The sequence below is a fragment of the Lentilactobacillus diolivorans DSM 14421 genome (genome assembly GCF_001434255.1).
Lineage (GTDB): Bacteria > Bacillota > Bacilli > Lactobacillales > Lactobacillaceae > Lentilactobacillus > Lentilactobacillus diolivorans.
Window position 1 is genome coordinate 214,931 of the sequence record NZ_AZEY01000090.1, and the last position, 26,487, is coordinate 241,417.

Here is a 26,487-nt window from a genome sequence, read left to right on the forward strand (position 1 = left end):
GAATGAAAGACTTTTTCACTATCATTGGTGGCATGGGTACCGAAGCAACTGAAACGTTTATTCATATCCTGAATGAACGGACACATGCCAATAAGGATCAAGATTACTTGAATTATATATTGGTTAATCATGCAACGGTTCCAGACCGAACCGATTATATTTTGGATCATACCAAGCCTAATCCATTCGAACCACTGGCTGAAGACATTAAGCAGCAAAGCAAACTGGCACCCGACTTCTTTGCGATTCCTTGTAATACAGCTCATTATTTTTTAGCTCAGTTGCAGGCGTTAACCACAATTCCCATTTTGAATATGCCCCAGGAAACGATTAAAGCTATCAAGGGCTACGCACCAAATGCACGCAAGGTTGGTTTAATTGCGACTAAGGGAACACTTGAAGATGGTATTTATGATCAAGAGATTATTGATGCTGGTTATGAATTGTTTAAGCCGACCCGTGAAGTTGCTGATGAGACAATGTCATTAATTTATGATGATATTAAAGAAAAGAACGTTGTTGATGGTGAGCTCTATCATCACATCTTATCTGAAATGGTTGATGGGTTTCACTGCGATATTGTTGTTCTGGGATGCACTGAATTGTCGGTTGCCCAACAACGAGCTGGTGATCATTCTTATCCAGTCATTGATGCCCAAACAGTTTTGGCTGATCGATCAATCGAGTTGGCGATGAAGAATCGTCAGAAAAGTAAACATGTCTAAGCAGGTCTGATTTTGAATAGCCAGAATTGTTTGCTGAGACAGAAAAAAGCTGAGATCAAATATCTCAGCTTTTTTCGTGTAGCTATTTAGTTAAGCAAGGAAAATCCAGATAACCAGTCTTCTTAATTAGTTTATTTGGCACTTTGTCATGTACGCTTTAAAAATTAACTAATGTTTGAACCATTGCAGCTATTGGCACGCCTACTATAAGGAACCATAACAACTTTGGTGTGTAGTTGGTATCTTGCTTCCGGCCATAAGCGGTCTCTGCTAAAGCAATAATGCTTAGAGTGATTAAGCCGCCAATGATAACCAATAGTGGATGACGTTGAAATGAACGAAGGTCGATGACGACTTGGCTGATGACAATTACCCAATAAAATAATCGTGAAATCATCATTGAATCAATAACATGCTTTTTGATGGATCGGGTTAACCCCCAAATGAAATTAATAAATAAAATGCCCCAACAAGCGTAATTTAATGCGACCCACATTCAGATCACCCCTTTACCTTTAGTATTATGAATTTAGGCAAAAAAAGCAATTGTTTGGCGAATTCTTTAGATATTTCAAAACATTATGACAAGAACAGATTCTCGTGATATAATTATTTCTGTTGTGCGGGTATAGTTTAGTGGTAAAATTCAAGCTTCCCAAGCTTGCGTCGCGGGTCCGATTCCCGTTACCCGCTTAAATACTTGGTCATCCAATTAGTAAATATTGGTGGATCATCCGCGTTTGTTATAAGATCTAAGACAGATAATAAAATTTGTTTTAGATCTTTTTATATATTTAACAAAATGAGGTGAATTTGATTGCCGGAAAAACAATCTGTTTTGACACTAATTACTGGTGCCGATAAGGGAATTGGTTTTGAAACTGCAATGGAATTAGGGCGGCTGGGTCAGCATATTTTAGTGGGCTCACGAGATAAGTCGCGCGGGTTTCGGGCCGTGAAGCGACTTCATCAGCAAAGAATTAAGTCTGACTTGATGATTCTTGATGTGACATCAGCAGCCTCAATAAGAGCTGTTGCCGACCGCATCCGCAACCAGTTTGGTTATCTTAATATTTTAATTAACAATGCCGGAGTGGCGTTTGACCACCATGAGTCGGCGCTGACAATGAGTATTGAAACGATTAGAAGGGACTTCGATGTCAATTTCTTTGGCCTGATCCAAGTCACCCAAGCAATGGTGCCACTATTGCTGAAAGCTGATCACGCAAAGATTATTAATGTTTCAAGCAACATGGGTTCCCTAGACCTTGCCAGTGATCCGACATCTCAATTTTATAATGTTAGTTCACTAGGTTATCAAGCTTCAAAAGCGGCTGTTAACTCAGCAACGATTACGTTTAGTAAAACATTAGCACATGTAGGAATTACGGTTAATGCGGTTAATCCTGGATATACGGCCACTGATTTTGGCGGTCGTTTTGGCGGAACTCAAACGGTTCAGCAAGGTGCTGCTAGAATTGTTTCACTAGCGCGTGATCTGGATAGTGAAGTAACAGGGACTTTTTCTGAAAATGCGGGTAAGTTGCCTTGGTAATTGATAAGATTTAGACGATAAGTGTTGACATATCGCAGGCTAGCAAGGTATCATACATTTGTTACGTTATGATTATTCAATAATAAAAGAGAAGTAGTTGGTCACTAATTATTCAGCGAGTTCGGAGGGGTGGAAGCCGGACTAATTAGTCAACGAAGCGTGCTTTTTAGAATGCTAATTTAATAGTTGAGCGGATATTTATATCAAATAGAGTGGTACCGCGGGGGTTACTCGTCTCTTACAATTTTTTTGTAAGAGTTTTTTTGTGCATTTTTATAGATGGAGGAAATAATAATGGATTATAAGGCGCAGGTAACAAATTCAATTTTAACTGTTTTAAACGATGAATTATCTTCGGCAGAGGTATATCAAAAATTAGAAAAACCAAAGACACTTGCAATGGGTGACTTGGCATTTCCAGTATTTTCATTAGCAAAGGTATTTCATAAAGCTCCAAATATGATTGCTGAAGATTTGGTTTCGAAGATTGATCAGAGTTCCTATGACAAGGTTGAAGCAAAGGGTGCTTATATTAACTTCTTTCTTGACAAGGGTCAGTTTAGCCGCCAAATCTTAACTGATGTTCTTGAAGAGGGATCGGCATATGGTCAAAACGATCGCGGAAAGGGTGGCAATGTACCAATTGATATGTCATCACCTAACATTGCCAAACCCATTTCAATGGGACATTTGCGTTCAACCGTGATTGGAAATTCAATCGCTAATATTTTAACGAAAAATGGCTATCATCCAATTAAGGATAACCATTTAGGTGATTGGGGAACTCAATTTGGTAAGCTGATTGTTGCTTATAAAAAGTGGGGTAACGAGGAAGACGTTAAAAAAGATCCCATTAATAATTTAGTTAAATATTACGTGAAATTCCATGTGGAAGATAAAGAACATCCGGAATTAGATGATGAAGCTCGAGAGACTTTCAAGAAACTTGAGGATGGTAACGAAGAAGAAATTCATCTTTGGAAATGGTTCCGTAAAGTTTCGTTGGAAGCCTTTAACAAAATTTATCAAAAATTAGGTATCGATTTTGACACGTATAATGGTGAAGCCTTTTATAACGATAAGATGGATGAAGGCATTCAAATTCTGAAAGACAAGGGTCTTCTCGTAGAGTCCCAAGGTGCTCAGGTCGTTAAGCTGGATAAGTATAATTTAAATCCTGCCTTGATTTTGAAGAGTGACGGGGCAACTCTTTACATCACCCGGGATATTGCAACCGCGATTTACCGTGATCGAACGTACAAACCAGCCATGAATCTTTACGTTGTTGGCTCGGAACAGACTTATTACTTCAAGCAACTAAAAGCGGTTTTATTGGAAATGGGGCTAAAGTCTGCTGAAGACCTGCATCACATTCCATTTGGCCTCATTACTGTTAATGGTAAAAAATTATCGACGCGTTCCGGTCGGATTATTTTGTTGGACAAAGTGCTGGATGATGCGATTAACCTTGCGCAGAAGCAAATTGAAGAAAAGAATCCTGATTTGCCTCACAAAGATGAAGTTGCTAAAGAAGTTGGTGTTGGTGCTATTATTTTTGGCGATTTAAAGAATGAACGAATGAATAATATTGACTTTGTTTTAGAGGACCAACTTCGATTTGAAGGCGAGACGGGTCCATATGTTCAATATTCACATGCCCGTGCTGAAAGTATCTTACGTAAAGCTGGCGACATTGATTTACACGCGGCTAATAAATCATTAGCTGATCCTGAAGCTTGGGAGACAATCACTGCTTTAAAAGACTTTCCGAATGTTGTCATAAATGCTTGCCGAGACTTCGAACCATCAGAAATTGCCAAGTATTCACTAAGATTGGCAAAGTCGTTTAATAAATACTATGCTCATTCAAAGGTTTTAGTGGAAGACGATCAGCTGGGAGCACGTTTATCACTTGTTAAAGCCGTTTCAATTGTGTTAAAAGAATCATTAAGTTTATTAGGTGTTAAGGCACCTGATGAAATGTAATCCGGATTTGGATTAATCTGAATAAATTTTTAAACAGGGTGGGCCGGCAAGCGGTTAGACCCCAGAATATAAGCCCCTAACTTGATATTCCCGATTTTGGAATGTCAGGTTAGGGGCTTATATGGCCGGGGTCTGCTTGCTGGTCCACGTTTTGGCTAAGTAACAAGTTTAGTGAGATATTCTGAACTTGAATAGTTGGATAATTCAGTTACACAGCCGGAAGTTGCCTTTTGTCGGCTATTTCCATACTTTAGTGAAATTTTGATGATGATTTTTAAACTTCAAACTAAAAACGGAATAACTTGGCGAGTTCAAACAATTTTCATCTGATTTAATTTTAAATTATCACTTCAACATGAAAAGAGCCATTTTGTCCTATATTTTCGCTTGGTAACAATCGTGTTGGCACTAACTGGGACTGGGCAAAACGACTATTGTCTCAGCCTTTTTCTTTTTGATGACATTCGAACTGATCTATATCCAAACAGGTATTAGTTGTTTTTCCAACTATCAGATTTGAAAATTTTTTCCTATCTGACTGGTAATGTCCAAGCAAGAATTTTAATTTGTGGTGGCATTTGCGATGACTTGCAATTGTCAGATCATTAAATTGCAGCATATCGTAAGGAGCTATTTTTAATCAAGTGGCCTACATTTTGAGTGTTAAGTATTTCTTTAGCAATTCTAGTTAAAATATAAATCCTTTTTAAGTTTCCGCACCGCTCCTTAATGGATATATCAGTTGTGATACAATGTTTGAGTATCCATAAAAGGAGTATTTTTTATGAACAACAAATCGAAGAGATCATCCAAGAAATGGGTTGGGCCGATGTTCAGGCGGCTCAATCGTTTTTGTCGAAAGTTTCATTTAGTAAAATGGTTAGCAGTTCTTTTTCTAACAGTCATGTTGGCGATGAGTACTTATCTCGTTTTCCTGGCTAAGACTGCTCATGTGCAGAATCTGGAATCTTCACTTGCCAAAACAACCGAAATATTTGATGCTAGTAATCATAAGGCTGGCGAATTGTATGCCCAAAAGGGGACTTATGTTCATCTTAATCGGGTCTCAAAAAATATTCCTAAAGCGGTTTTATCAACCGAGGATCGTGATTTCTATCATGAACACGGATTTTCGATCAAAGGAATTGGTCGGGCGGTGTTCTTATTAGTTAAGAATAAGTTACTTCATCGAGATTATATTAGCGGTGGGGGTAGTACTTTAACGCAGCAACTCGTTAAAAATGCGTATCTTTCTCAAGAACAGACAATGACCCGTAAACTAAAAGAATTATTTTTAGCGATTCAAGTTGAAAATGTTTATTCGAAGAAAGAGATTTTGACAATGTATCTAAACAATGCCTATTTTGGAAACGGCGTTTGGGGGGTTCAAGATGCTTCTCAAAAGTATTTTGGTCAAAACGCAGTTGACCTATCAGTTCCTGATGCGGCTGTATTGGCGGGGATGTTGACGTCACCTAGTGCCTATAATCCAATTGATCATCCCAAGGCGGCGAAATGGCGGCGAAATGTTGTTTTGCAGCTCATGGTGGAAAACAATCAGTTAACGCAAGCTCAGGCCAATTACTATAAGAAAACACCGATTGTTGTCAGAGATACTTATGTCCGCAAAGATGGCTATAAGTACCCTTACTATTTTGATGCTGTTATTGATGAGGCAATTAGTAAATACGGTTTAACTGAATCTGAGATTATGAATCGTGGTTATCGGATTTACACCAACTTGAATCAATCGCAACAACAAGCAATGCAGACCACTTATAATAATGATGCTCTATTTCCATCTAATGCGGCTGATGGAACAGAAGTTCAATCTGCTTCAATTGGCGTTTCACCGACAACAGGTGGTGTGACAGCGGTTGTTGGTGGTCGTGGTAAACATGTTTTCCGTGGCTTTGATCGTGCTTCACAAATCAAACGTCAGCCCGGATCGACAATGAAGCCATTGGCGGTTTATACGCCCGCACTAGAGGCAGGGTATAAATTTGATTCCGAACTGGTTGACAAGAAAAAATCATATGGGTCTAATCATTACACACCTAAGAATTACAATAATGTCTATCAAGGTAAGGTGCCAATGTATCAGGCGGTTGCTCAGAGTATGAATGCACCGGCGGTTTGGCTGCTTAATCAAATCGGCGTTAATCGTGGTTATCAATCGGTAAAGGACTTTAATTTACCAGTAACCAAGAAAGATAAAAATTTGGCTTTGGCACTGGGCGGTTTGTCTGGTGGCGTTTCACCGCAGCAGATGGCAGGCGCCTACACAGCTTTTGCAAATGGTGGTAAGATCGTTAAACCGTTTTATATTAGAAAAATCGTGGATTCAACCGGGAAAGTGATTGTTGACAATACAGCAAAGCAACAGGGACGACAGATCATGTCCGCATCAGTTGCCAAGCAAATGACCAGTATGATGCTGGGCGTCTTCAATAATGGGACCGGTGTTGATGCCAAGCCATATGGCTATTCGGTTGCCGGTAAGACTGGAAGTACCGAGGCTGATAATACCGGTTCCTCCGATGCAACAAAAGATAAATGGATTATTGGGTATACTCCTGATTTGGTCGTTGCAACCTGGGAAGGCTTTGACAGCACCAGTCAAGCGCATCATTTGGAAAATTTGAGTGGTACCGGGGTCGGTCCATTATTCCGAAATGAAATGCAGACAATGTTGCCTTACACTAAAAATTCAAGCTTTAACACAAAGGATGCTCAAACAATTGTTCAAGATGAGAATAAGGACAATGGTAATTTGTGGGACACGATTCAAAAGAAAACGGATGAATACTCTAATAAGTTTGAACAAAAGGCAAAAGATTTTATTAATGATGCCAAGAGCTGGTTCAAACACTAGATTCACTTGGAAGTCCCAGTTGATTTTATGTTAGAATGAATCGAATACAATAAAAAGGTGGATATACAATGGCTGACAAAATTATGGATACTGCAAATCAACTACAGGCGGAGTTAAAGGCTTCTAGCGAATTTGCAGATCTAAAAGCATCATACGAAAATCTGAAGAGTGATCCTGAAACGTTTAAGCTGTTTAAGGATTTTCAAGAACTTCAGTTAAAGTTACAACAAATGCAGATGCAGGGACAACAACCATCGGAAGATGAAATTAAAAACGCCCAGGCAATGGCTGGCAAAATGGGTAAGAATGACATTATCGCTGACTTGATGAAGAAGGAAAAGGGCGTTAATAATTTGTTGAATGATGTTAACAAAGTTGTTACTCAGCCGTTAATGGAATTGTATCGAAACTAGGATTAACGTCCGAGTTATTCGATGTCAGTTAAGCAACAGCTAATTTTTGAGTTTGTTCAATCAAGAGTATCTGATTCAATAATTCAATAGAAATTCTTAAATTGGGGCGGCAACGAACTTTCTAGTTTTGTTCCGGCCTTTTTTACGTACATAGTTAGTAGGAGGTTCTAATGAAATTTATTCATACAGCAGATTTGCATTTAGATAGTCCGTTCCAAGGGCTACAAAATGACTCACTTCCGGAGCAACTTTGGCAGCAAATTCGGCAATCAACTTTCCAATCGTTTGAAAGAATAGTTGACGAGGCAATTAACCAGCAAGTAGATTTTGTTCTGTTGGTCGGGGATCTATTTGATCGTAACGAACAAAGTGTCGCTGCTACGGCATTTCTTACTGAGCAGTTAAACCGATTAAGGGATCATCAAATTGACGCGTTTATTAGTTTTGGCAATCATGATTACGCAACAATTGATTCTCCTCATTTAGGTTATCCTGACAATACTCATATTTTTTCCAATCAAGTCGAAACAAAAAGAATTACTTTGACCGATGGAACGGTTGTGGCAATTAGTGGCTTTAGTTTCCCAAACCAATGGGTAAAGCAACCGATGATCCAGGATTATCCAGAAGCGGTTGCTAATGCTGATTGGCATATTGGAATGTTGCATGGTAGTTTAGATTCACTGAAATCTTCGGAGGCCAATTACGCACCATTCACGCTTCAAGCCTTAAAATCTAAGCGTTATGACTATTGGGCTTTGGGTCATATCCATAAACGTCAATCATTAGATGATCAGGGGGTTATTAATTATTCAGGGAACATACAGGGCCGCCAGATTAATGAATCTGGTGAGAAAGGGTATTTGCTGATCCAAAGTAATGGTCATCAATTGAGAACAACATTTGAACCAACAGCGCCTATCATATGGCAACGTTTGAAAATGTCTACAAATCAGGTTCTGCTTAATGATTTGACAGGAAAAATTCTAGAATATTTATCAAAGCAGCATTTTTCTCAATTGCATTTTGTCAGAGTTCAGATTGATGCGAAGCAATCACTTAATCGAGAGGTGATTGCTGCAATTTCTAATGGTGACTTATTGGAATTGGTCCAGCAGCAAAATGCAATGAGTTGGCAGCAACTTAATTGTTGGGTAACGTCGATTCAACTATTACCGTCAAAACACATTGTGGCTCACCAATTTGATCAAGAACTGTTTGATCAAGCCAAGGGTCAAACTTTGACGATTCCTCAACTAAGTAATTTAGCTAAAGTATTTAACCAATATCCATTTATTAAAGAAGATCTGGCAAGTAAGGCAAGTCAGAAGGATATTTTTGACCAAACGACTTTAATCATGGCAGAAAATATTCAAAACGTGAATGAGGATGGTGTTGATCAGTGATTATTGAAAGATTAGTCATTTATGGATATGGCAAGTGGGTTGATCAATCCATTCAAGTTAAGCAGCCTCTACAGATTGTTTATGGCCCAAATGAGGCTGGGAAAAGCACACTGGTTGACTTTATTAAATCAATCTTGTTTGGGTTTCAAACAAAGCGCCAAGCGGTTCATGGTCAATATATTCCCAAAAATCACTCAACTTATGGGGGTGAAATATGGTTTTCTGAATCAGGGCGTCATTATAAAATTGTTCGAACTCAGGGAACCCATGGCGGTGACATTAAATTTTATGATTTGGAACATGGTCGCGAATTAACAGCAGCTGACTTTCAACAATTAATATCTCCAATTGATCGACAGACGTATAATCAACTGTTTTATTTTGGGGATGTTAGCCAAAGCGAGGTTTATAAACTTGGTGAAATGGATCTACGCCGTCGAATTCAACAGATTGGCGTAGCTGGGGCGAATCAGTGGATAGATCTTCAAAATGAGCTGGAAAAACAAAGTCAGGAGTTATATGCACCGCGTGGCAGAAAAAAGGCTTTAAATGCGCAATTAAGAGACTACGATAAATTAGTCGGTCAAGTTGAAGATGCTAAACATGCATTTCCGAAATATGAACGGATCCAAGCTGAGATTGATCAACTTTCCAAAAAGTTACAGGAACTTCAAGCTAAGCTATTAGCCGGCCAGAAAAAGGCTCAACAACAACGAGAGTTATTAGCAAGCCTGCCGTTGGCAACTGAATTACAAAAATTATCAAGAGTTTCTCAAAGTGATATTAAAGATGGGTTTCAGGATCATGACCGGATCGTCCTTAGTCGATTGACAATTGCTTTGGATAATCATCAAAAAGAGTTAAAGCAAGCGCAAGCCAAGTTAAAACAGTTATCCGATAACCAGTTTGAAACGCCGGTTCAGAAATTTTATCAAGCAAATAAACGTCAAATTGATGAATTGATTAATCAACTGGCCACACAAAGGGATCTTGCGACTCGGATTGAGTTTTTGACTAATCAGCAACACGAAAACGATACAACGCTGACACGGTTGGTTCATTCTATTTCTTCCAATCCTTTGATACGGGTGCCACGTTTATTTGACGATCAAACGTATCATCGGGTAAGCGATTTACTGAGGCAGAGGCAAGGTGCTTCAGGTCAAACAACTCGCCAATCCACACGCCAGCGTGTGCAACGTTCTGTTAATCGGCCAAACATGCCATTTTTCGTCATTGGTGCGCTTATTTTCGTGGGGTCGCTTGCTATCCACCAAACAATGGCCAGCTGGTTGGGTTACTTCATTGGGATTATGGTCCTGGGGTGGGGGTGGCTTCATCCTAAGCGTGAGGTATCAACCATTCAGCAATCATCTCAGTCACCAAAGCATGATTGGACGTTCGATGAAATTGATCAACAGCTTAACCAAATTCGTTCTAAATTTGACTTATCGGATATTAATGAGGATCGTTGGCTTTCTATTCAACCAACGATTCGCCAAATTAAAGGAATCCAAGCTGATCAGGCCAAAGTTATGACACAGTTAAATAATGATCAGGGTAAGCTGCAGATGTATTTGGATTCTTGGCAATTTACACAAGATTGGCTAACGATTTCTGCCGATCAGCCGACCGAACAGCTCAATCAGATTGAACAAGCGGTGTTTCACTGGCGACGGTTGCTTGATGATTATCAGAATGAAAAGAAAAAAGTAGAAATATATCAAGAAATGATTACTAATTTAACTGATAAAATCAAACAGGTGACACTGAGTAAACAGACGTTTTTCCAACAGCGGGGTGTCACTAATGATGCCGAATTCAACCAACTTATGGCAGACCAGCAAAAAATTAAGCGGAATCTTACCCGTAAAACCGAAGTTGAGCAGCAGCTTCGTGTCAGTAAGGTGATGGTACCGGCTGGCATGACCGAGATTGACGTTCATCATCAAATTGACAATTTGAATAACCAAAATAATCGTTACCAACAATTGATTAATGAAAAAAGTCAGCGTCGAAGTGAATTAAACATTCAATTGAACGACTTAGTTCAGAACGGGCGATATTATGATCTTCGACAAACACTTGCAAATCAACAGACCGAGATTATTAACAGCGTTCATCGATATTTAGCTTTGAAGCTAAGTTCGGATTGGATTCAAACGGTTTTAAATATTGCTACCAAGGGTCGATTACCCAAAATGCTGGGGTTGGCAAAAAAATATTTTCAGATTCTGACTAATCAACATTATCGGGATATTATCTTTGAGGACAGGATTAGTGTTGTTAGATCTGATGATGTTCATTTTGTCATTGAAGAGTTATCAAAGGGTACTTTGGAACAACTATATTTATCATTGATTTTTTCAATGGCAGTTGGTTTTAGCAGTCAGTATCCAATGCCAATTATCATTGATGATGGATTCGCCAATTTTGATCAGCAGCGGCGGCAGGCTGCTTACGAAATGTTGAAGCAGGTAAGCCAGCAGACACAGGTAATTTATTTCTCTGCTAATTTGAATTTAGAAGTTGACAAATCACTTGTTTTAAATTTGAATAAATTGTAAGGAAGTGTTCTCATGGCAAAACGATTAATGGATTTGAAACTTGATGAAGATTTTGAATCCTATGTTTTAATTAAAGAAGCAACAAAGCGCGTGGCTAAGAATGGCAAGAAGTTCATCTCACTTGTTTTTCAAGATCAATCCGGTCAGATTTCCGGAAAATATTGGGATGCTTCTGATCAAGACATCCAACAGTTTGTAAACGGCCGGGTTGTTTTACTAACCGGTAAACGGGAAAGTTATATGAACATGCCACAGATGAAAATTGTTTCAATGCGATTAGCCAAAGAAAATGAGCCTCACAATCCGTTACTGTTTGTCAAACGGGCACCACTGACTCGACCACAAATGGAGGATTTTATTAACCAGACGATTTTTGAAATTACCAACGCAACGTACAATCGAGTGGTGCGATACTTAATTCAAAAGCATGCTGATGCATTCTTTAGTTTCCCAGCCGCGAAAACAAACCATCATGACTTTGCAGGTGGATTAGCCTTTCACACAATTTCGATTCTTCGGTTGGCTCACAGTGTAGTTGGTCAGTATGAGGGGATTGATGCGCCGCTATTATACTCAGGAGTCATTCTTCATGATCTTGGAAAGACGACTGAATTATCAGGGCCAATTTCAACAGAATATACACTTGCGGGGAATCTGCTGGGTCATTTAAGTATTATGGATGCAGAAATTGCGGAAGCAGCTGATCACCTTGGGATTGATCAACAAAATCAAGATATCATTTTGTTACGGCATATGGTTTTGGCTCATCATGGTTTGTTGGAGTATGGCTCACCCGAACGGCCGAAAATTTTAGAAGCTGAAATTTTGCATCATCTGGACGAGCTGGATGCGACAATCATGATGATTCAGGGCGCGTTAAAAAACATCCAACCGGGGGACTTTACCGATCGGATTTTTGGATTAGATAATCGACGTTTTTATAAGCCTACTGATTAGTTATTTACAATAACTCAAGTTAAACAAAAAGCGTTCAGATTGCTAACAAATGTCGGCAACCTGAACGCTTTTTACAAGTTGTAAATTAACTACTTTATAAACTTAATTAATTACTTTTTTGATGAACTTGATGATGATAAGTAATCGGATAGTACATTCTGAAGATCCTTATCTTGAATGGTAACTTTACCCTTCTTAAGAACCTTTGAAACAACGGAATGCAATGTATTACTATCGGACATCTTCTTGGAAACAATCTGATCCTTTAAAGTGGATTCATGGTCTTTGTAAGTTCCCTTGGCAGGATGGTTAACCATTTGGATAACTTGGTAACCATATTGCGTCTTAACAGGGGTCTTAGTGTACTCACCATTCTTAAGCTTGAAAGCAGCTGTCTTGAAGTTTGTATCAAGTGATGTGTTGGTGTTGTCAAAAGGTGAAATTCGACCACCTTTGTTCTTAGTAGCAGAATCAGTTGAGTACTTCTTAGCTAAACTTGAGAAGCTCTTACCAGCTTTAAGGTCTTTAATCACTGTTTCAGCTGTTGACTTCTTTGAAACTAAGATTTGGTTAACAGTAACTTTTGGTTGGTAAGACTTAAATTGATCCTTAAGTTGAGCATCAGTAATCTTGATGTTATCTTTAACAGCTTCTTGAAGTAAAAGATTTGAACGAATTGAATCTTTTAATTGAGAAGCGGTCATACCATTTTGCTGAAGAACAGCGTTAAATGATGAACCATATTGTTTCTTATACTTATTGAAATCGCTGTTAACCTTTGAGTCTTTAACTTTGCTACCGTATTGCTTTTGAAGGACCTTGTTTAAGATCATTGTTTGCAATACTTGTTTACCACTTGAGGTACTCTTCAAGCTGCTATAATAAGCACTTTCAGTAATTTTTCCGCCATTAGTTGTGGCAACTGATTTACTACCACAAGCTGCAAGCGTGAAACTCATGAGTACACCGGCTAAAACGATTAGCCATTTTTTCATACAAAAACACATCCATTTCTACAGTATTATTCGTTTGTCAAGCAAACGTTCCAGACAATAATAACATATTATCTGAATGATATATAACCTCTCAGGGAATTTAAACAAATATTCATATTTCCATTAGTGGTTTTGGTTCATTTTGTTGGTCGCTTTATTAATCTCATCGACCCGTGGTTCAATTTGAAACATTGCCTCATCAACGTCACGTTGAATTGCGTTGATTGCTTGAGTCATTTCCGGTAATTGTTGTTTAAATTTTTCTAAAGCAGCTTTAAAATCTCGATATGATTGTCGCCAATCTGAATATGCTTGTCTTTTTTTCAAAAATTCGATTTTAACGCGATTGATGAATTCGGTCGGGGTTTCCTTACGTGCATATAGGTGCGCGCCAAATAAAACGGCAGAAGCACCGATTACTTTAATAATTGTTTTCATTGGTTAATCACCCATGTGGTCGACGATTGATTGTTGCACTTTCTTCAGATCATCAGCAGTGTACTTGTTTGAATTATCTTTGAAGATCATTGCAAAATCATCATGAGTTGTGTAACGTGGCACTAGGTGAAAATGAGAATGAAAAACTGATTGATAAGCAATTTGACCGTTGTTGTTGACAATATTCATTCCTTTAATGTCAGGGTTAGACGCTTTGATTGCCCGAGCAACTTTAGGAATTCGAGCAAATACTTCACTTGCCAGTTCTTCGTCATATTCAAAAATATTGGCGATGTGCTTTTTGGGAATTAGCAGCGTATGACCAGGCGTTCCTTGAGAAATATCAAGAAATGCCTTAACAACATCATCTTCGTAGACGGTGTAACTCGGAATCTCACCGCGAACAATTTTACAAAAAATACAATCTTTCAAAATAACGACCTTCTTTCTGTTAATACTATGTAACATTATAACATGACTTACGTAGCGCAATCACAAACACTAATTTTCTATGTTATAATTTGTTCTGTGTATTTTTAAAGAACAATATGGAGGAAAAAGATGACTTTAGAAGTTTCCAACCTAGTTGGTGGCTATTCGCAAGTTCCTGTTCTTAATGATGTTAGTTTTGATGTTAAAAATGGCGAGCTTGTTGGCTTAATTGGCCTGAATGGTGCTGGTAAGTCAACCACAATCAATCATATTATCGGTTTGTTAACCCCGTTTAAGGGGACCATTAAGATTAATGGGACAACACTGAATGAAGATGTTAAAGCATATAAACAACAGATTGCTTATATCCCAGAAGCACCAATTGTTTATAAAGAATTGACGTTAAAAGAACATTTGGAAATGACGATGCTGGCTTACAACTTGAATCAAGAAGATGCGTGGGCTCGAGCTCATCGGTTGCTCAAGAAATTTCGTTTAGACAATAAGCTTGATTGGTTTCCAGATAATTTTTCAAAAGGGATGCGGCAAAAAGTGATGATTGTCTGCGCTTTTTTGACTAATGCAAAATTATTCATTATTGATGAACCCTTTCTAGGGCTAGATCCCTTGGCAGTTAATGATTTATTGAACTTAATTTCAGATCGAAAAAAGCAAGGGGCCAGTATTTTAATGTCGACACATGTTTTGGATACTGCACAACGTTATTGTGACCGGTTTGTTCTGCTACATAATGGTAAAGTTCGAACCGAGGGAACGCTTGAACAATTAAGAACCCTTTTCCCCAATGCCGGCGATTCCTTAAATGATATTTATCTTTCACTAGCAAGGGAAGGCGAATCTGAATGAAACAACTTTTCAAAAAGCGGCTGGCCAATCATTTGACTGAGATGATGAAATATCTTCGATTAGTCTTCAATGATTATTTCGTCCTTGCACTGGTCTTTTTGATTGGTGGTCTCGGATACTATTATTCAAATGCGTTGAAGCAATTGCATTCCGGAATTTGGTGGGCGCCACTGCTCACCATTGGTGTTTTACTAATTGGGATCCAACTTGGCCGGTTTGCAACGTTAGTGCAGGATCCGGATTACGTCTTTTTGCTCCCGCAGGAATCAGAGATGGTTTATTACTTGCGTTCCGCTTATCGGTATAGCCTTGTTCTAGCCTGCGTCACTCAGGTGATTATTTGGATTGTTTTGATGCCGTTCGTTCAGGTGACACTTTTGGCGACAACTTCAGATTTGTTTTATCTTCTAGCAAGTATCTTGTTGCTGAAGGCCATTTGGCTTAACGCCGATTTTGCTAGAAAGTATCGTGTAAAAAGCAGATGGGTTGCCAATAGATTCCTGTTCAGATTTTTATTACCACTAGCAATATTCACAATTTCATTTTACTTCGAATATTGGGTGGGTTCATTGCTAACATTTCTGATTATTCTTTTTAGCACTGTGAATAGTTGGCGTTGGGGAATTCGGCCATTGGATTGGCGAACAATGATTGATGACGAGAACAACCGAATGCATACTGTTTATCAATTCTTTAATTTATTTACCGATGTGCCATCGTTGAATGGTTCTGTTAGGCGGCGCCGTTATTTGGATTGGCTGTTACGGCGGATTAGGCTAATCCCTGAAAATACGTATCTGTATTTATACGCTCATGGCATTTTACGGGATCACGAAATGGGTGGACTATATTTCCGACTAACCGTTATTGGCACGCTTTTTTTGGTGTTTATTAAAGGCGAAATGTTGCCAATTGCTTTGTGCTTAATCTTCCTGTATCTGATTGGGTTTCAAATGATTCCATTTTATTTTCATTTTGACGACAACGCATTTGTTCATATTTATCCAGTGACGAATGATCATCAAATGAAAAATTTTCAGCGGGTGCTACTAATCATGTTATGTGCTGTGGCAACTATTTTTGCCATTGCCGTTATTGCGATTAACTATACAAATGTGGTGACGATTATTGGTGTTATCGTTGGTGAACTGCTTGAGGTTTTGGCGTTTATTTATTTGTATGTCCCACGACGAATTCAACGTGGGCAGCGAAGTCGAAATATATAGTACTCGGAATCATGCACGCTGGTAAATTTAAGGATGGCCAATAATTAAAGATGTTTTTATTCTAACGATGAAGGCGGCAGATCGGCTGGTTTGATTAGCCTGAATGACTAGCATTTATCTTTGTTTTTGAGTCAGATTCGAGAATTCGTGTAATTAAAAAGAGAGTGGACGAAAGGCGGTTAACTTCCCGAGTGTAATCGAATTATCCAACTATTCCGGGTGGAATAGCTGGATAGTTCGGTTATGCGGCAGGAAGTTGCCTTTTGGCGCACGTTTCCACTCAGTAACAATCGTGATTACAAAAAATGGGACTGGACAAAATTACTTTTGCCTCAGTCTCCACTTTTTCCAAGTTGTGTTATTTACTTAAAAGATTAAGGTAGGAGATTATTAATGCGCATAAGAAAAAAGCCTTGGGCGGCTAAATATATTCAAGATCATGCTGATTATATTGTGACTAATCCTCAAAATTGGACTGGCAGGTGGCAGGAACGATTTACCAAAACACAATCATTGGATGTTGAGATTGGTGCCGGAAAGGGCCAATTTATTATTCAAATGGCTAAGCAGCATCCTGAAATAAATTACATTGGGGTTGAACTTCAAGAGTCAGTGATTGCCACGGCACTTAGGCGGTTTATGACTGATCCACTGCCAAACTTACAATTCGTTCTGACAGATGGTGCCGATTTGGACGAGTTTTTTCATCCAAATGAAATCGAAAAAATATTTCTTAATTTTTCCGATCCCTGGCCCAAAAAACGGCATGCCAAACGTCGTCTAACATCGCCGAGATTTTTGAAGACTTATCAGACAGTTTTGGCTCATGACGGTCAGATTGAATTTAAAACAGATAACCGTGGTTTATTTGAATATTCTTTAGTGACAATGAATAATTTTCCCATGCATTTTGATGAGGTATCATTAGATTTACATGAATCTCCAGAAAATGAAACCAATATTGAAACTGAATATGAGGAAAAGTTTAGTCCAAATGGCCCAATTTACAAACTTGTTGTTCACTTTAATTCATAAATGCGGGTTTTTAATACTTTTCCCGTGGTAGGGTTTGCCCAAAATTCGTGAACTTCAACTTGACCGCTTTTCTTTTGATAGTTGAAGCCAAAATGAAATTCTGTTGACGTTGATTGTGTTGGGGATAAGGACCAATTTCCTAAATAAGTTGTCCCTGGTGTTGACACCAAATTCTGATTACCATGCATGATTTGTTGTAAAAGCCTTTTATTAGCTCGACTTTTTTGGTAATCTTTATTCAGACTGAACGCGGCACAGGCACCAATGGTTGCGCCAGCCAATGATAAACTATAAAGAATTGTTTGTTTTTTCAAAATTTACCCCTTTTTCGAATCAAATTAACTATACTTTAATATAGAAAGGGATATTGAGCAAATCATGCTGATAATTACCCAAAATGCGATATAATTTACTTACTAAATAAAAGTAAAAGCCATTGAAAGGATGATTCATTAATGAAAGATTTACAAAAAACCGACTTGAAAACAATGACCAATGATATTTCTGATGGTAAGTATATGCTGTTCTTTACCGCAGACTGGTGCCCAGATTGCCGATTTATCAAGCCAGCGATGCCACAGATTGAAAATGAATATTCAGATTATACATTTTTAAAAGTGGATCGGGATGAAAATATTGACCTGGCTGGCGAGATGAATATCATGGGGATTCCCAGTTTTGTTGCCTATGATCATGGTAAAGAAATTGGTCGATTTTCTAACCCTGACCGAAAAACAAAACAAGAAGTTGAAAAGTTCATTGACTCTTTGAAAAAATAATAAATGAGACGGAAGGATAGCGTAATGTTAATAGCAAGTTATAACCCTCGAAGCACTGGCGATACAATGGTGGTCATTTTAAATCAAGATATTGGTGACCAACAAGTTGAAATTCATGATGAGGTTGCTCGAATTTATGATGAGGACAGCCAGACCACTTTGGGGTACAACTTTTTAAAAGCGAGTGAAATTCTTCCTGAAATTGTTAATGTGAATGGTCGGGTTTCATTAACACCTGATCAAATCAAAAAAATAAATCAATATCTTAAAGATCACCGATTCCCTGGGGATATTCAGTTTGATGACGATCCTAAGTTTGTAGTCGGCTATGTTCAAAGCGTTGTTGATCATCCACATTCAAATCATTTGCAAATTACCAAAACTGACGTTGGCAATGGACAGATTCTCCAAATCGTCAGTGGGTCTCCGAACATGAAAGCTGACATTAAAGTTGTTGTTGCAAAGGTTGGTGCTATGATGCCTGACGGTCAAATTATTTGGCGAGGCGAATTGCGTGGGGTACAAAGTGACGGAATGATTTGCTCAGGTCGGGAACTTGAATTACCAAATGCACCGCAAGTTCCGGGTGCGCTAATTTTGCCTGATAGTTATCAAATTGGTGAATCATTTGAATTTGATAAGGCAAAACATTTATTTGATTAATAATATTGGGTGGCAGGTAGAACATGAAAAATTATGATGGACCAGCTTTTTTTCGACGGCGCAAATTTATTGAATCGCGGTCGGAAAAGCACAAAAAAACTGAACAAAATAATCAACGTGTTCAATCCATAAATGTCCCGGAAAAACACGTTAAGCCGGTTTTGAGACGATCACGTTCCGTTGGTGATCGTCAAACACCGGCTTTTCTTGAGGAAATCAAAAACTTTGTTCCCAAAAAACGACCTCAAGTTGATAAACGAAAAAAACAAATTATGACAAATTATTTGACGAGTCAGCAGCATCGGCGTGATCATTTATACGATCGACTGACGAACAAGTTACGAATTAAAACTGCTGATCTTATTGTTTTAGCTGATAGATCGGGGGATGACAGGGACTTTCATCCTCAAACAGCTCAAAATCTTCCCACTCAGTCAAAGAGCCAAACGTCAACGACTGACTCTGACGTTTCAAAAGAGATGGTAATGACTGAGCAAATAGCTAAACCAGTTGATAATGAATCAGTTGCTCAGCCAGTGAAGACTCAATCTTTTGAAAATCATTCTGGGGAGTCAGACCGTAAACAGCCGTTTACTTCTCGTTTGAATCACCATGGGCTTGGACAATCCTTTAAAACGATTGTGAACGAGGAGAGCGCTGGCCGAAAAGATCTGAGCTTATTTAGTGATTCGAAGCTAAACCCAAATCAGTCTACTGTGACTCGCAAATTAGATCCTAATAACAATCGAGTAAACAACAAACCCACTTCAAAGCAAAAGCCGTCTTCGGGTGAGCTGCTGAAGTCACAGGATAATCATTCTCAAAGTAATAAGACCAATGCTGTTGGTAGTTCTGATAATAGTCAAGCTGATGATCGTAGTTATCAGTTTCCACCGCTATCATTACTTAAAAAACCTGATTTCCATGACGATACTTCGTTGGATGACTGGATTGAACATCAAATCGATGTTTTAGATCGAACGTTTTCTGCGTTTAAAGTTAATGCCCAGGTCGTCGATTGGACAAATGGGCCAACGGTGACACAATTTCAAGTAAAACTTGCACTTGGCGTTAAGGTTAGTCGGATCACTAATTTAAATGATGATCTCAAATTGGCTTTGGCTGCTAAAGATATTCGGATTGAAGCCCCAATTCCAGGAAAAACCACCGTTGGTATTGAGATTCCAAATCCACATCCGCGACCGGTGGTTCTTTCGGAAATTATTTCAACTGACAAATTCAAAGAGAATCATTCACCGTTAACGACAGCTGTTGGCGTTGATCTTTCAGGGACACCACAAGCGACAGATATTCGAAAAATGCCTCATGGATTAATTGCGGGTGCTACCGGGTCTGGTAAGAGTGTGTTTATTAATAGTTTATTAGTATCGCTACTTTACAAAGCAACGCCTGCCGACTTAAAATTATTATTAATCGATCCTAAGGCAGTCGAACTGGCACCTTATGATGGCATTCCACATTTACTTTCACCAGTTATTTCTGATCCTAAAGGTGCCGCAGCGGCATTGCATTGGTTAACAGAGGAAATGGATCAGCGTTATGAGAAGCTATCAGCCGCCCGTGTTAAAAACATCGAACAATTCAATCAGGAAGCAATTAAGACTAAACAATACGGTTTAAAGATGCCATATATTCTCGTTATTATTGATGAGTTGGCGGATTTGATGATGGCTGCTTCTAGTGAAGTGGAGGATTATATTGTTCGAATCACCCAAAAAGCTCGGGCGGCGGGAATTCATTTGATTGTCGCAACACAACGGCCAAGTGTTGACATTGTAACCGGGACAATCAAAAACAATATTCCAAGTCGGATTGCCTTTATGGTCTCCAGTCAAGTCGATTCGAGAACTATTTTGGATTCCGCTGGTGCCGAGCGTCTGCTCGGCAGAGGGGATATGCTGTATCTAGGCAATGGTGCTAATCAACCTAAACGATTGCAGGGGGCTTTTGTCACCAATAATGAGCTTGAAGGCGTGATCGATTTTGTTCGTCAGCAAGGCACACCGCATTACTTGTTTACTCCTGAGTCATTGAAAAAGGCCGAGGTAAACAATCAGTCCCAGGATCGATTGATGCCCCAGATATTAAAATATATTGCAAATGAAGATACAATTTCAACATCTAAGCTTCAACGTGTATTTTCAATCGGGTATAATAGAGCTGCAAACATAATTGACAGCTTGCAAAAGCGGCAGCTGGTTTCGGAACAAAACGGATCAAAACCAAGGCAAGTTTATTACAACCCTGATAAGGAGCAAGATTCGGAAGAATAATTAGCTGACAGCAATTAACAAAATTAATAAGACGGGACAGGTAGGATGAATATGAATTCAGACACGATATATCACTTTGTAGGAATAAAAGGAACTGGCATGAGTGCAATGGCATTGATCTTGCACGATCGTGGCGAAAAGGTTCAAGGTTCAGACATCGAGCAGTATACATTTACGCAGCGCGGCCTGGAACAAGCCGGAATCAAGATCTTGCCATTTGATGCTGATAATATCCATGAAGGTTTAACAGTTATTGCAGGAAATTCGTTTACGGATGATCATCCAGAAATAAAAAAAGCCAGAGAAATGGGCTTAACGGTTTATCGTTATCATGAATTTCTTGGCAAAATGATTAAGGGAAAGACAAGCATTGGTGTTTCTGGCGCCCATGGTAAAACAAGCACAACGGGGTTACTTTCACATGTCCTTTCGGGAATTGCACCAACTGATTATCTAATTGGAGATGGCTCAGGTAAAGGGGTTCCCAACGCTCGGTTCTTCGTGTATGAAGCTGACGAGTATCGCCGTCATTTCTTGGCAACGAGACCTGACTATGCCATTATGACGAATATTGATTTTGATCATCCTGATTATTATAAGAGTATTGATGATGTTCAAACAGCTTTTCAGACATTTGCCGATCAAACCCAAAAAGGGATTTTCGCTTGGGGGGATGACAAGCGCCTGCGTCAATTAAAAGCCAAAGTGCCAATCTATTATTATGGACTTAATGATACCGATGATTTTCAAGCGGTTGATGTTAAACGGACAACCAGTGGCTCGAGTTTTCATGTCGTGTATCAAGGCAAAGACCTTGGTGAATTCTCAGTACCATTATTTGGTGAACACAATATCTTTAATTCATTGGCAGTTGTTGCGGTTTCGTATTTTGAAGACGTTAATTTGGATGAAATCCGAAAAGAGTTAAAAACATTCCAAGGCGTTAAGCGTCGTTTTTCAGAACGTAAAATTGATAACATGACAATCATTGATGATTACGCGCATCATCCAACTGAAATTAAGGCAACAATTGATGCCGCCCGGCAAGAATATCCCAATAAAAAGATTGCCGTGGTTTTCCAACCACATACATTTAGCCGGACAATTGCGTTAATGGACGATTTTGCTAAGAGCTTAAACTTGGCTGATGAAGTCTTTTTGACTCAGATTTATAGTTCTCCTAGAGAAAGTTCAGGAAATGTTTCTAGCGCTGATCTCGCAAAGAAAATTACCAAGGGCGGCCGAATTCTGTCAGCTGATAATATGTCACCATTGTTGGATTACGACAATGACGTGATTATTTTTATGGGCGCTGGCGACATTCAAAAGTATGAAAAGACCTATGAGGATTTATTGAGTCATTTAAGTCGAAAAGTTAATTAAGATATCTTAGGAAAGCCATTAGTTAAGTGAATTTGCTTGATTAATGACTTTTATTTAGTTAAAATTGTTTAACAAGAAATAAAAAGGGAGCGGATTCAATGGATAATTATCCTAATGAAGAACGACGAGTTGCTAATAACGCTGCTGGTCTGAATGCTTTTCTTACTAGAATGTATAGTTGGATGAGCTTGGCTGTTTTAATATCCGCAGCAACTGCATTTTTAATTAGTGGTTCTGGAATTGCGATCACAAGAGGAATGATGTGGGGATCAATGATTCTCTGGTTTGTCATTCCGTTTGTCGTATCGTTTCAAGCACTGAAAAGACCAACTCTGGCTTTTGGGGCGTTAATGCTATATGCAATTTTGAGTGGCTTTGTCTTCTCAATTATTGCTAAGGCGTACACGGGAGCCTCGATTGCCTCAGCCTTTGTTTCAGCGTCAGCGATCTTTATTACGATGACCGTTTTTGGATTAGTCACTCGAAAGAATCTGGATAAGGTTGGTCGTCAAGCAGTTGCCGCATTAATTGCGTTAATCGTTGCGATGATCATCAATTGGTTCTTACGAAGCCCATTAATTTCCTTCGTCTTTTCAATCATTGCCGTTCTTATCTTTACGGTGTTGACTGCTTATGATACCCAAAAGATGAAGCAAATGTATAATCAATATGCGGGAAGTAATCAAATTTCGATGACCGGTTTGGCTGTGTTTGGTGCATTGCAGTTATACCTTGATTTTGTTAACTTGTTCTTACAGTTATTACAAATCTTTGGTAGTGGTGACAACCGTTAAAATTCAATCGTTAATTTATGAAGAGACTCAGACAAAAGTAATTTTGTTTTAGTCTCTTTTTTGAGGATTAAGTGATATTTATTAGAATGAATGAATTTATCAAGGCTACAAAAAGTGAACCGATATCATTAAGATGACGAATTTGAGCTGCTTATTCACTCTCTTTCCAATTTACGGGTTGCTCGTGGTAAAATTAAATTCAGAGAATTATTTTAAAGGAGAATTTAATGACAAAAAAATTATTATTAATTGATGGCAATAGTGTTGCCTTCAAAGCATTTTACGCGTTATATAATTCCTTGGATCGATTTACTAATTCATCCGGATTACACACCAGTGCAATCTATGGGTTTAATCGGATGTTGGAAAAAGTATTAGAAGCTGAGCAGCCAACTGATGTTTTGGTTGCCTTCGATGCTGGCAAAACAACCTTTCGAACAAAAATGTATTCTGATTATAAGGGCGGTCGGGCAAAAACACCAAGCGAGCTTTCTGAACAATTTCCGTTTATTCGAGAATTGGTAAAAGCAAGGGGCATCACCAGTTATGAGTTACCTGACTATGAAGCCGACGATATTATTGGGACATTGGCTAAACAGGCTGAGGATGCAGGTGATTATCAGGTGGTGATTGTGACCGGTGATCGTGATCTAACTCAATTAACCTCTGATAAAACAACTGTTCAAGTTTCCAAAAAAGGCGTTACCGAACTGGAGTCTTATACGCCAACACACATTAAAGAAAAGCTTGGGATTACACCTGCTCAAATTATTGACATGAAGGGACTTCAAGGAGACAATTCCGACAATTATCCCGGTGTTGAAAAAGTTGGTGAAAAAACTGCCCTCAAATTAGTTCAAAAGTACGGGTCAATTGATCAATTATATAAAAATATTGATGATGTATCCGGTAAGAAACTAAAAGAGCATTTAATTAACGATCAGGATAAAGCGGAACGTGCACGAACACTTGCAACAATTAAGCGTGATGCACCGGTGACTGTTTCACTTAAGGATTTGAATTATAATGGCGACGATCTTGAAAAATTGACAGACTTTTATGAGCGAATGGGATTTAAGTCGTTTTTAGCCAAATTAGCCGTAGATGATGATTCGCCTCATGAAGATGACTATACGGCGATTAAATATCAGATTCTCACGAAGAAAAATATGCCATCTTTACATCAATTTTCTGATGAAGTTTCTTTTTATTTAGAAATGTCTGAAGAAAATTACCACACGTCACCAATTATCGGTTTTGCGATTGGTCAGGGTGATCATTGGTTTGCAACTAATGATGTTGCATTATTGAAATCAACCGTCATTAATCAAATTCTAGGTGGTTCGGCGGTTAAGAAAAATGTTTTTGATGCTAAACGTACTTACGTTGGCCTTTATCGTGAAGGGATTCAGTTAGTAAATGTTGATTTTGATATGTTGTTAGTTTCCTATTTGCTAAATACAACTAATAATAGCAATGATGTTGGGACAGTTGCCAGGCTTCACGGCTTTCAGAATATCAAGACTGACGAGGAAGTCTTTGGTAAGGGTGCCAAACGGAAAATTGATGTCAATACGCCAGAATTTATGAGTCACATGGTTCATAAAGCTAAAGCGATCGATCAATTGCATGATACAATGTTTGATCAACTGGAAAAGCATAACCAGTCAAAATTGTATTGGGATATTGAAATTAAAATTGCAATTGTTTTAGCTAAAATGGAAATTGCGGGAATCAAGGTTAACCCGACCCGATTGGAAGAAATGGGCAGCAAGATGACCGAACGACTTAGTGAAATTGAACAAACCATTTTTCAAGAAGCTGGTGAAGAGTTTAATATCGGTTCACCCAAACAATTAGGGCAGATTCTATTTGAAAAAATGCGGCTGCCAGTCATCAAAAAGACTAAGACGGGTTATTCAACGGCTGTTGGGGTGCTTGAAAAATTAGCACCTGAAGCGCCGATTGTTCAACATGTTTTGGACTATCGTCAAATTTCAAAATTGCTATCAACCTATATTGATGGGTTACTTAAAGTGATTCATAAAGATGATTCCAAAGTCCACACACGATATTTACAAACGTTAACACAGACTGGGCGTTTATCATCTGTTGACCCTAATTTACAGAACATACCAATCCGAACTGAGGAAGGCCGGATGATTAGGCAGGCATTTGTGCCATCACATCCCGGCTGGCAAATTTTTTCATCTGATTATTCACAAATTGAATTGCGGGTATTGGCCTCGATTACCGGTGACAAAAATATGCAGGAAGCCTTTAAAGAAGGCGAAGATATTCATGCAACGACGGCAAGAAGAATTTTTGGGCTCTCTTCCAACGAAGAAGTAACCCCTAACTTGAGGCGTCAGGCCAAAGCGGTAAACTTTGGAATTGTTTATGGAATTAGTGATTTTGGGCTGGCTCAAAATACTGGAATTACCCGGAAGCAGGCTCATCAGTTTATTCAACGATATTTTGAGGAATATCCGGGAGTTAAAAAATATACTGAAGATATTGTTGAGTTTGCAAAGAACCACGGCTTTGTTGAAACAATTGCTCATAGACGTCGTTATTTACCGGACATTAATTCAAAGAACTTTAATTTACGTTCGTTTGCACAGCGAACAGCGATGAATACGCCAATTCAGGGAAGTGCCGCCGACATTATTAAGATTGCAATGATCAACATGGACAAAGCTTTAAAAGATATGAAGACGACCATGTTGCTTCAAGTTCACGATGAATTAATTTTTGAAGTACCGGATGATGAATTAGAAACTGTGAAAGAGTTAATCCCCAAAGTCATGGATGACGCAATTACTTTAAATGTCCCGTTAAAAGTTGATCGCCACTGGGGAAAGACATGGTATGATGCCAAATAATTGATTAAAAAGGTGACAGACAAAAGATAGTTGATTCTGGGAATCTGATTATAATATCATAACCGGTTTGAGACTAGCTGATCAGTTTAATCAATTGTTTGCCGCCTATTTCAATTTATTGTTAATTAGATGTTAAAGAATTGAAGCTGAGACAATATTTAAATTTGTTTTAACTTTAATTAATCGCATGATCTACTTTTCCTGAATCATAA

Annotated in this window: 22 protein-coding genes and 1 tRNA gene; 18 read left to right on the forward strand and 5 right to left on the reverse strand. The window is 38.6% G+C overall.

Translation table 11 applies throughout. The features are described from left to right. The first annotated feature begins 2 nt into the window (after positions 1 to 2). Positions 3 to 725: an aspartate/glutamate racemase family protein gene (locus FC85_RS10605; RefSeq protein WP_057865506.1), complete on the forward strand. Its 723-nt coding sequence runs from the start codon at positions 3 to 5 to the stop codon at positions 723 to 725. 157 nt (positions 726 to 882) lie between these two features. Here FC85_RS10605 and FC85_RS10610 read toward each other — a convergent pair whose 3' ends face one another. Beyond that, on the reverse strand, positions 883 to 1,221 hold the full coding sequence (locus FC85_RS10610; RefSeq protein WP_057865507.1) for a YisL family protein: 339 nt from the start codon (positions 1,219 to 1,221) through the stop codon (positions 883 to 885). Between the two features lie 126 nt (positions 1,222 to 1,347). Here FC85_RS10610 and FC85_RS10615 point away from each other — a divergent pair. The 8 genes from FC85_RS10615 (at position 1,348) to FC85_RS10650 (ending at position 12,484) form a co-directional block, all read left to right on the forward strand. Then, a tRNA-Gly gene (locus FC85_RS10615) sits at positions 1,348 to 1,418 on the forward strand. A gap of 124 nt (positions 1,419 to 1,542) precedes the next feature. Next, entirely contained in the window at positions 1,543 to 2,280 is a 738-nt protein-coding gene (locus tag FC85_RS10620) for an SDR family NAD(P)-dependent oxidoreductase (RefSeq protein WP_057865508.1), read from the forward strand. 294 nt (positions 2,281 to 2,574) lie between these two features. After that, a complete protein-coding gene (gene argS / locus FC85_RS10625) occupies positions 2,575 to 4,266 on the forward strand; it encodes an arginine--tRNA ligase (RefSeq protein WP_057865509.1) in 1,692 nt (563 codons plus the stop codon). 784 nt (positions 4,267 to 5,050) lie between these two features. Continuing rightward, complete coding sequence (locus FC85_RS10630; protein WP_057865510.1) at positions 5,051 to 7,141, forward strand: PBP1A family penicillin-binding protein; 2,091 nt, start codon at positions 5,051 to 5,053, stop codon at positions 7,139 to 7,141. Positions 7,142 to 7,209: 68 nt separating this feature from the next. After that, positions 7,210 to 7,554, forward strand: coding sequence for a YlbF family regulator (locus FC85_RS10635; protein ID WP_057865511.1), 345 nt, complete (start codon positions 7,210 to 7,212; stop codon positions 7,552 to 7,554). 170 nt (positions 7,555 to 7,724) lie between these two features. After that, positions 7,725 to 8,960, forward strand: a complete 1,236-nt coding sequence (locus tag FC85_RS10640; protein WP_057865512.1) for a metallophosphoesterase family protein — start codon at positions 7,725 to 7,727, stop codon at positions 8,958 to 8,960. After that, a complete protein-coding gene (locus tag FC85_RS10645) occupies positions 8,957 to 11,527 on the forward strand; it encodes an ATP-binding protein (RefSeq protein ID WP_057865513.1) in 2,571 nt (856 codons plus the stop codon). Before FC85_RS10640 ends, FC85_RS10645 begins: the two co-directional genes overlap by 4 nt. A 12-nt stretch (positions 11,528 to 11,539) precedes the next feature. Then, complete coding sequence (locus FC85_RS10650) at positions 11,540 to 12,484, forward strand: OB-fold nucleic acid binding domain-containing protein (protein ID WP_057865514.1); 945 nt, start codon at positions 11,540 to 11,542, stop codon at positions 12,482 to 12,484. Between the two features lie 110 nt (positions 12,485 to 12,594). Here FC85_RS10650 and FC85_RS10655 read toward each other — a convergent pair whose 3' ends face one another. The 3 genes from FC85_RS10655 to FC85_RS10665 all read right to left on the reverse strand — a co-directional run bounded on the left by FC85_RS10655 (position 12,595) and on the right by FC85_RS10665 (position 14,385). Further along, a complete protein-coding gene (locus FC85_RS10655) occupies positions 12,595 to 13,479 on the reverse strand; it encodes a peptidylprolyl isomerase PrsA (RefSeq protein ID WP_057865515.1) in 885 nt (294 codons plus the stop codon). 123 nt (positions 13,480 to 13,602) lie between these two features. Next, positions 13,603 to 13,917 (reverse strand): hypothetical protein, encoded by a 315-nt coding sequence (locus FC85_RS10660; protein ID WP_057865516.1) that lies wholly within the window; start codon positions 13,915 to 13,917, stop codon positions 13,603 to 13,605. Positions 13,918 to 13,920: 3 nt separating this feature from the next. After that, on the reverse strand, positions 13,921 to 14,385 hold the full coding sequence (locus FC85_RS10665; protein WP_057865517.1) for an HIT family protein: 465 nt from the start codon (positions 14,383 to 14,385) through the stop codon (positions 13,921 to 13,923). A gap of 93 nt (positions 14,386 to 14,478) precedes the next feature. Between FC85_RS10665 and FC85_RS10670 the strand changes: the two genes are divergently transcribed. The 3 genes from FC85_RS10670 (at position 14,479) to trmB (ending at position 17,477) form a co-directional block, all read left to right on the forward strand. Next, positions 14,479 to 15,216, forward strand: a complete 738-nt coding sequence (locus tag FC85_RS10670; RefSeq protein WP_057865518.1) for an ABC transporter ATP-binding protein — start codon at positions 14,479 to 14,481, stop codon at positions 15,214 to 15,216. Next, positions 15,213 to 16,442, forward strand: a complete 1,230-nt coding sequence (locus tag FC85_RS10675) for an ABC transporter permease (RefSeq protein ID WP_057865519.1) — start codon at positions 15,213 to 15,215, stop codon at positions 16,440 to 16,442. The genes FC85_RS10670 and FC85_RS10675 overlap by 4 nt, the downstream gene beginning before the upstream one ends. 393 nt (positions 16,443 to 16,835) lie before the next feature. Then, a complete protein-coding gene (trmB, locus tag FC85_RS10680; RefSeq protein WP_057865520.1) occupies positions 16,836 to 17,477 on the forward strand; it encodes a tRNA (guanosine(46)-N7)-methyltransferase TrmB in 642 nt (213 codons plus the stop codon). Here the strand turns inward: trmB and FC85_RS10685 are convergent. After that, positions 17,462 to 17,791 (reverse strand): hypothetical protein, encoded by a 330-nt coding sequence (locus FC85_RS10685; RefSeq protein ID WP_057865521.1) that lies wholly within the window; start codon positions 17,789 to 17,791, stop codon positions 17,462 to 17,464. The genes trmB and FC85_RS10685 overlap by 16 nt on opposite strands. A gap of 141 nt (positions 17,792 to 17,932) precedes the next feature. On the opposite strand from FC85_RS10685, the gene FC85_RS10690 reads away from it, so the two are divergent. From FC85_RS10690 to polA, 6 genes are all read left to right on the forward strand, one after another. After that, positions 17,933 to 18,256, forward strand: coding sequence for a thioredoxin family protein (locus tag FC85_RS10690; RefSeq protein WP_057865522.1), 324 nt, complete (start codon positions 17,933 to 17,935; stop codon positions 18,254 to 18,256). A gap of 24 nt (positions 18,257 to 18,280) precedes the next feature. Next, positions 18,281 to 18,919 (forward strand): YtpR family tRNA-binding protein, encoded by a 639-nt coding sequence (ytpR, locus tag FC85_RS10695; RefSeq protein WP_057865523.1) that lies wholly within the window; start codon positions 18,281 to 18,283, stop codon positions 18,917 to 18,919. A 23-nt stretch (positions 18,920 to 18,942) separates the two neighbouring features. Further along, positions 18,943 to 21,213, forward strand: a complete 2,271-nt coding sequence (locus FC85_RS10700) for a DNA translocase FtsK (RefSeq protein ID WP_057865524.1) — start codon at positions 18,943 to 18,945, stop codon at positions 21,211 to 21,213. A 51-nt stretch (positions 21,214 to 21,264) separates the two neighbouring features. Next, complete coding sequence (gene murC / locus FC85_RS10705; RefSeq protein WP_057865525.1) at positions 21,265 to 22,596, forward strand: UDP-N-acetylmuramate--L-alanine ligase; 1,332 nt, start codon at positions 21,265 to 21,267, stop codon at positions 22,594 to 22,596. A 98-nt stretch (positions 22,597 to 22,694) separates the two neighbouring features. Then, positions 22,695 to 23,390, forward strand: a complete 696-nt coding sequence (locus tag FC85_RS10710; protein WP_057865526.1) for a Bax inhibitor-1/YccA family protein — start codon at positions 22,695 to 22,697, stop codon at positions 23,388 to 23,390. Between the two features lie 227 nt (positions 23,391 to 23,617). After that, the gene (gene polA / locus FC85_RS10715; protein WP_057865527.1) at positions 23,618 to 26,275 is read left to right on the forward strand and encodes a DNA polymerase I; all 2,658 of its coding nucleotides are present in this window, start codon (positions 23,618 to 23,620) and stop codon (positions 26,273 to 26,275) included. Positions 26,276 to 26,487: the final 212 nt, after the last annotated feature.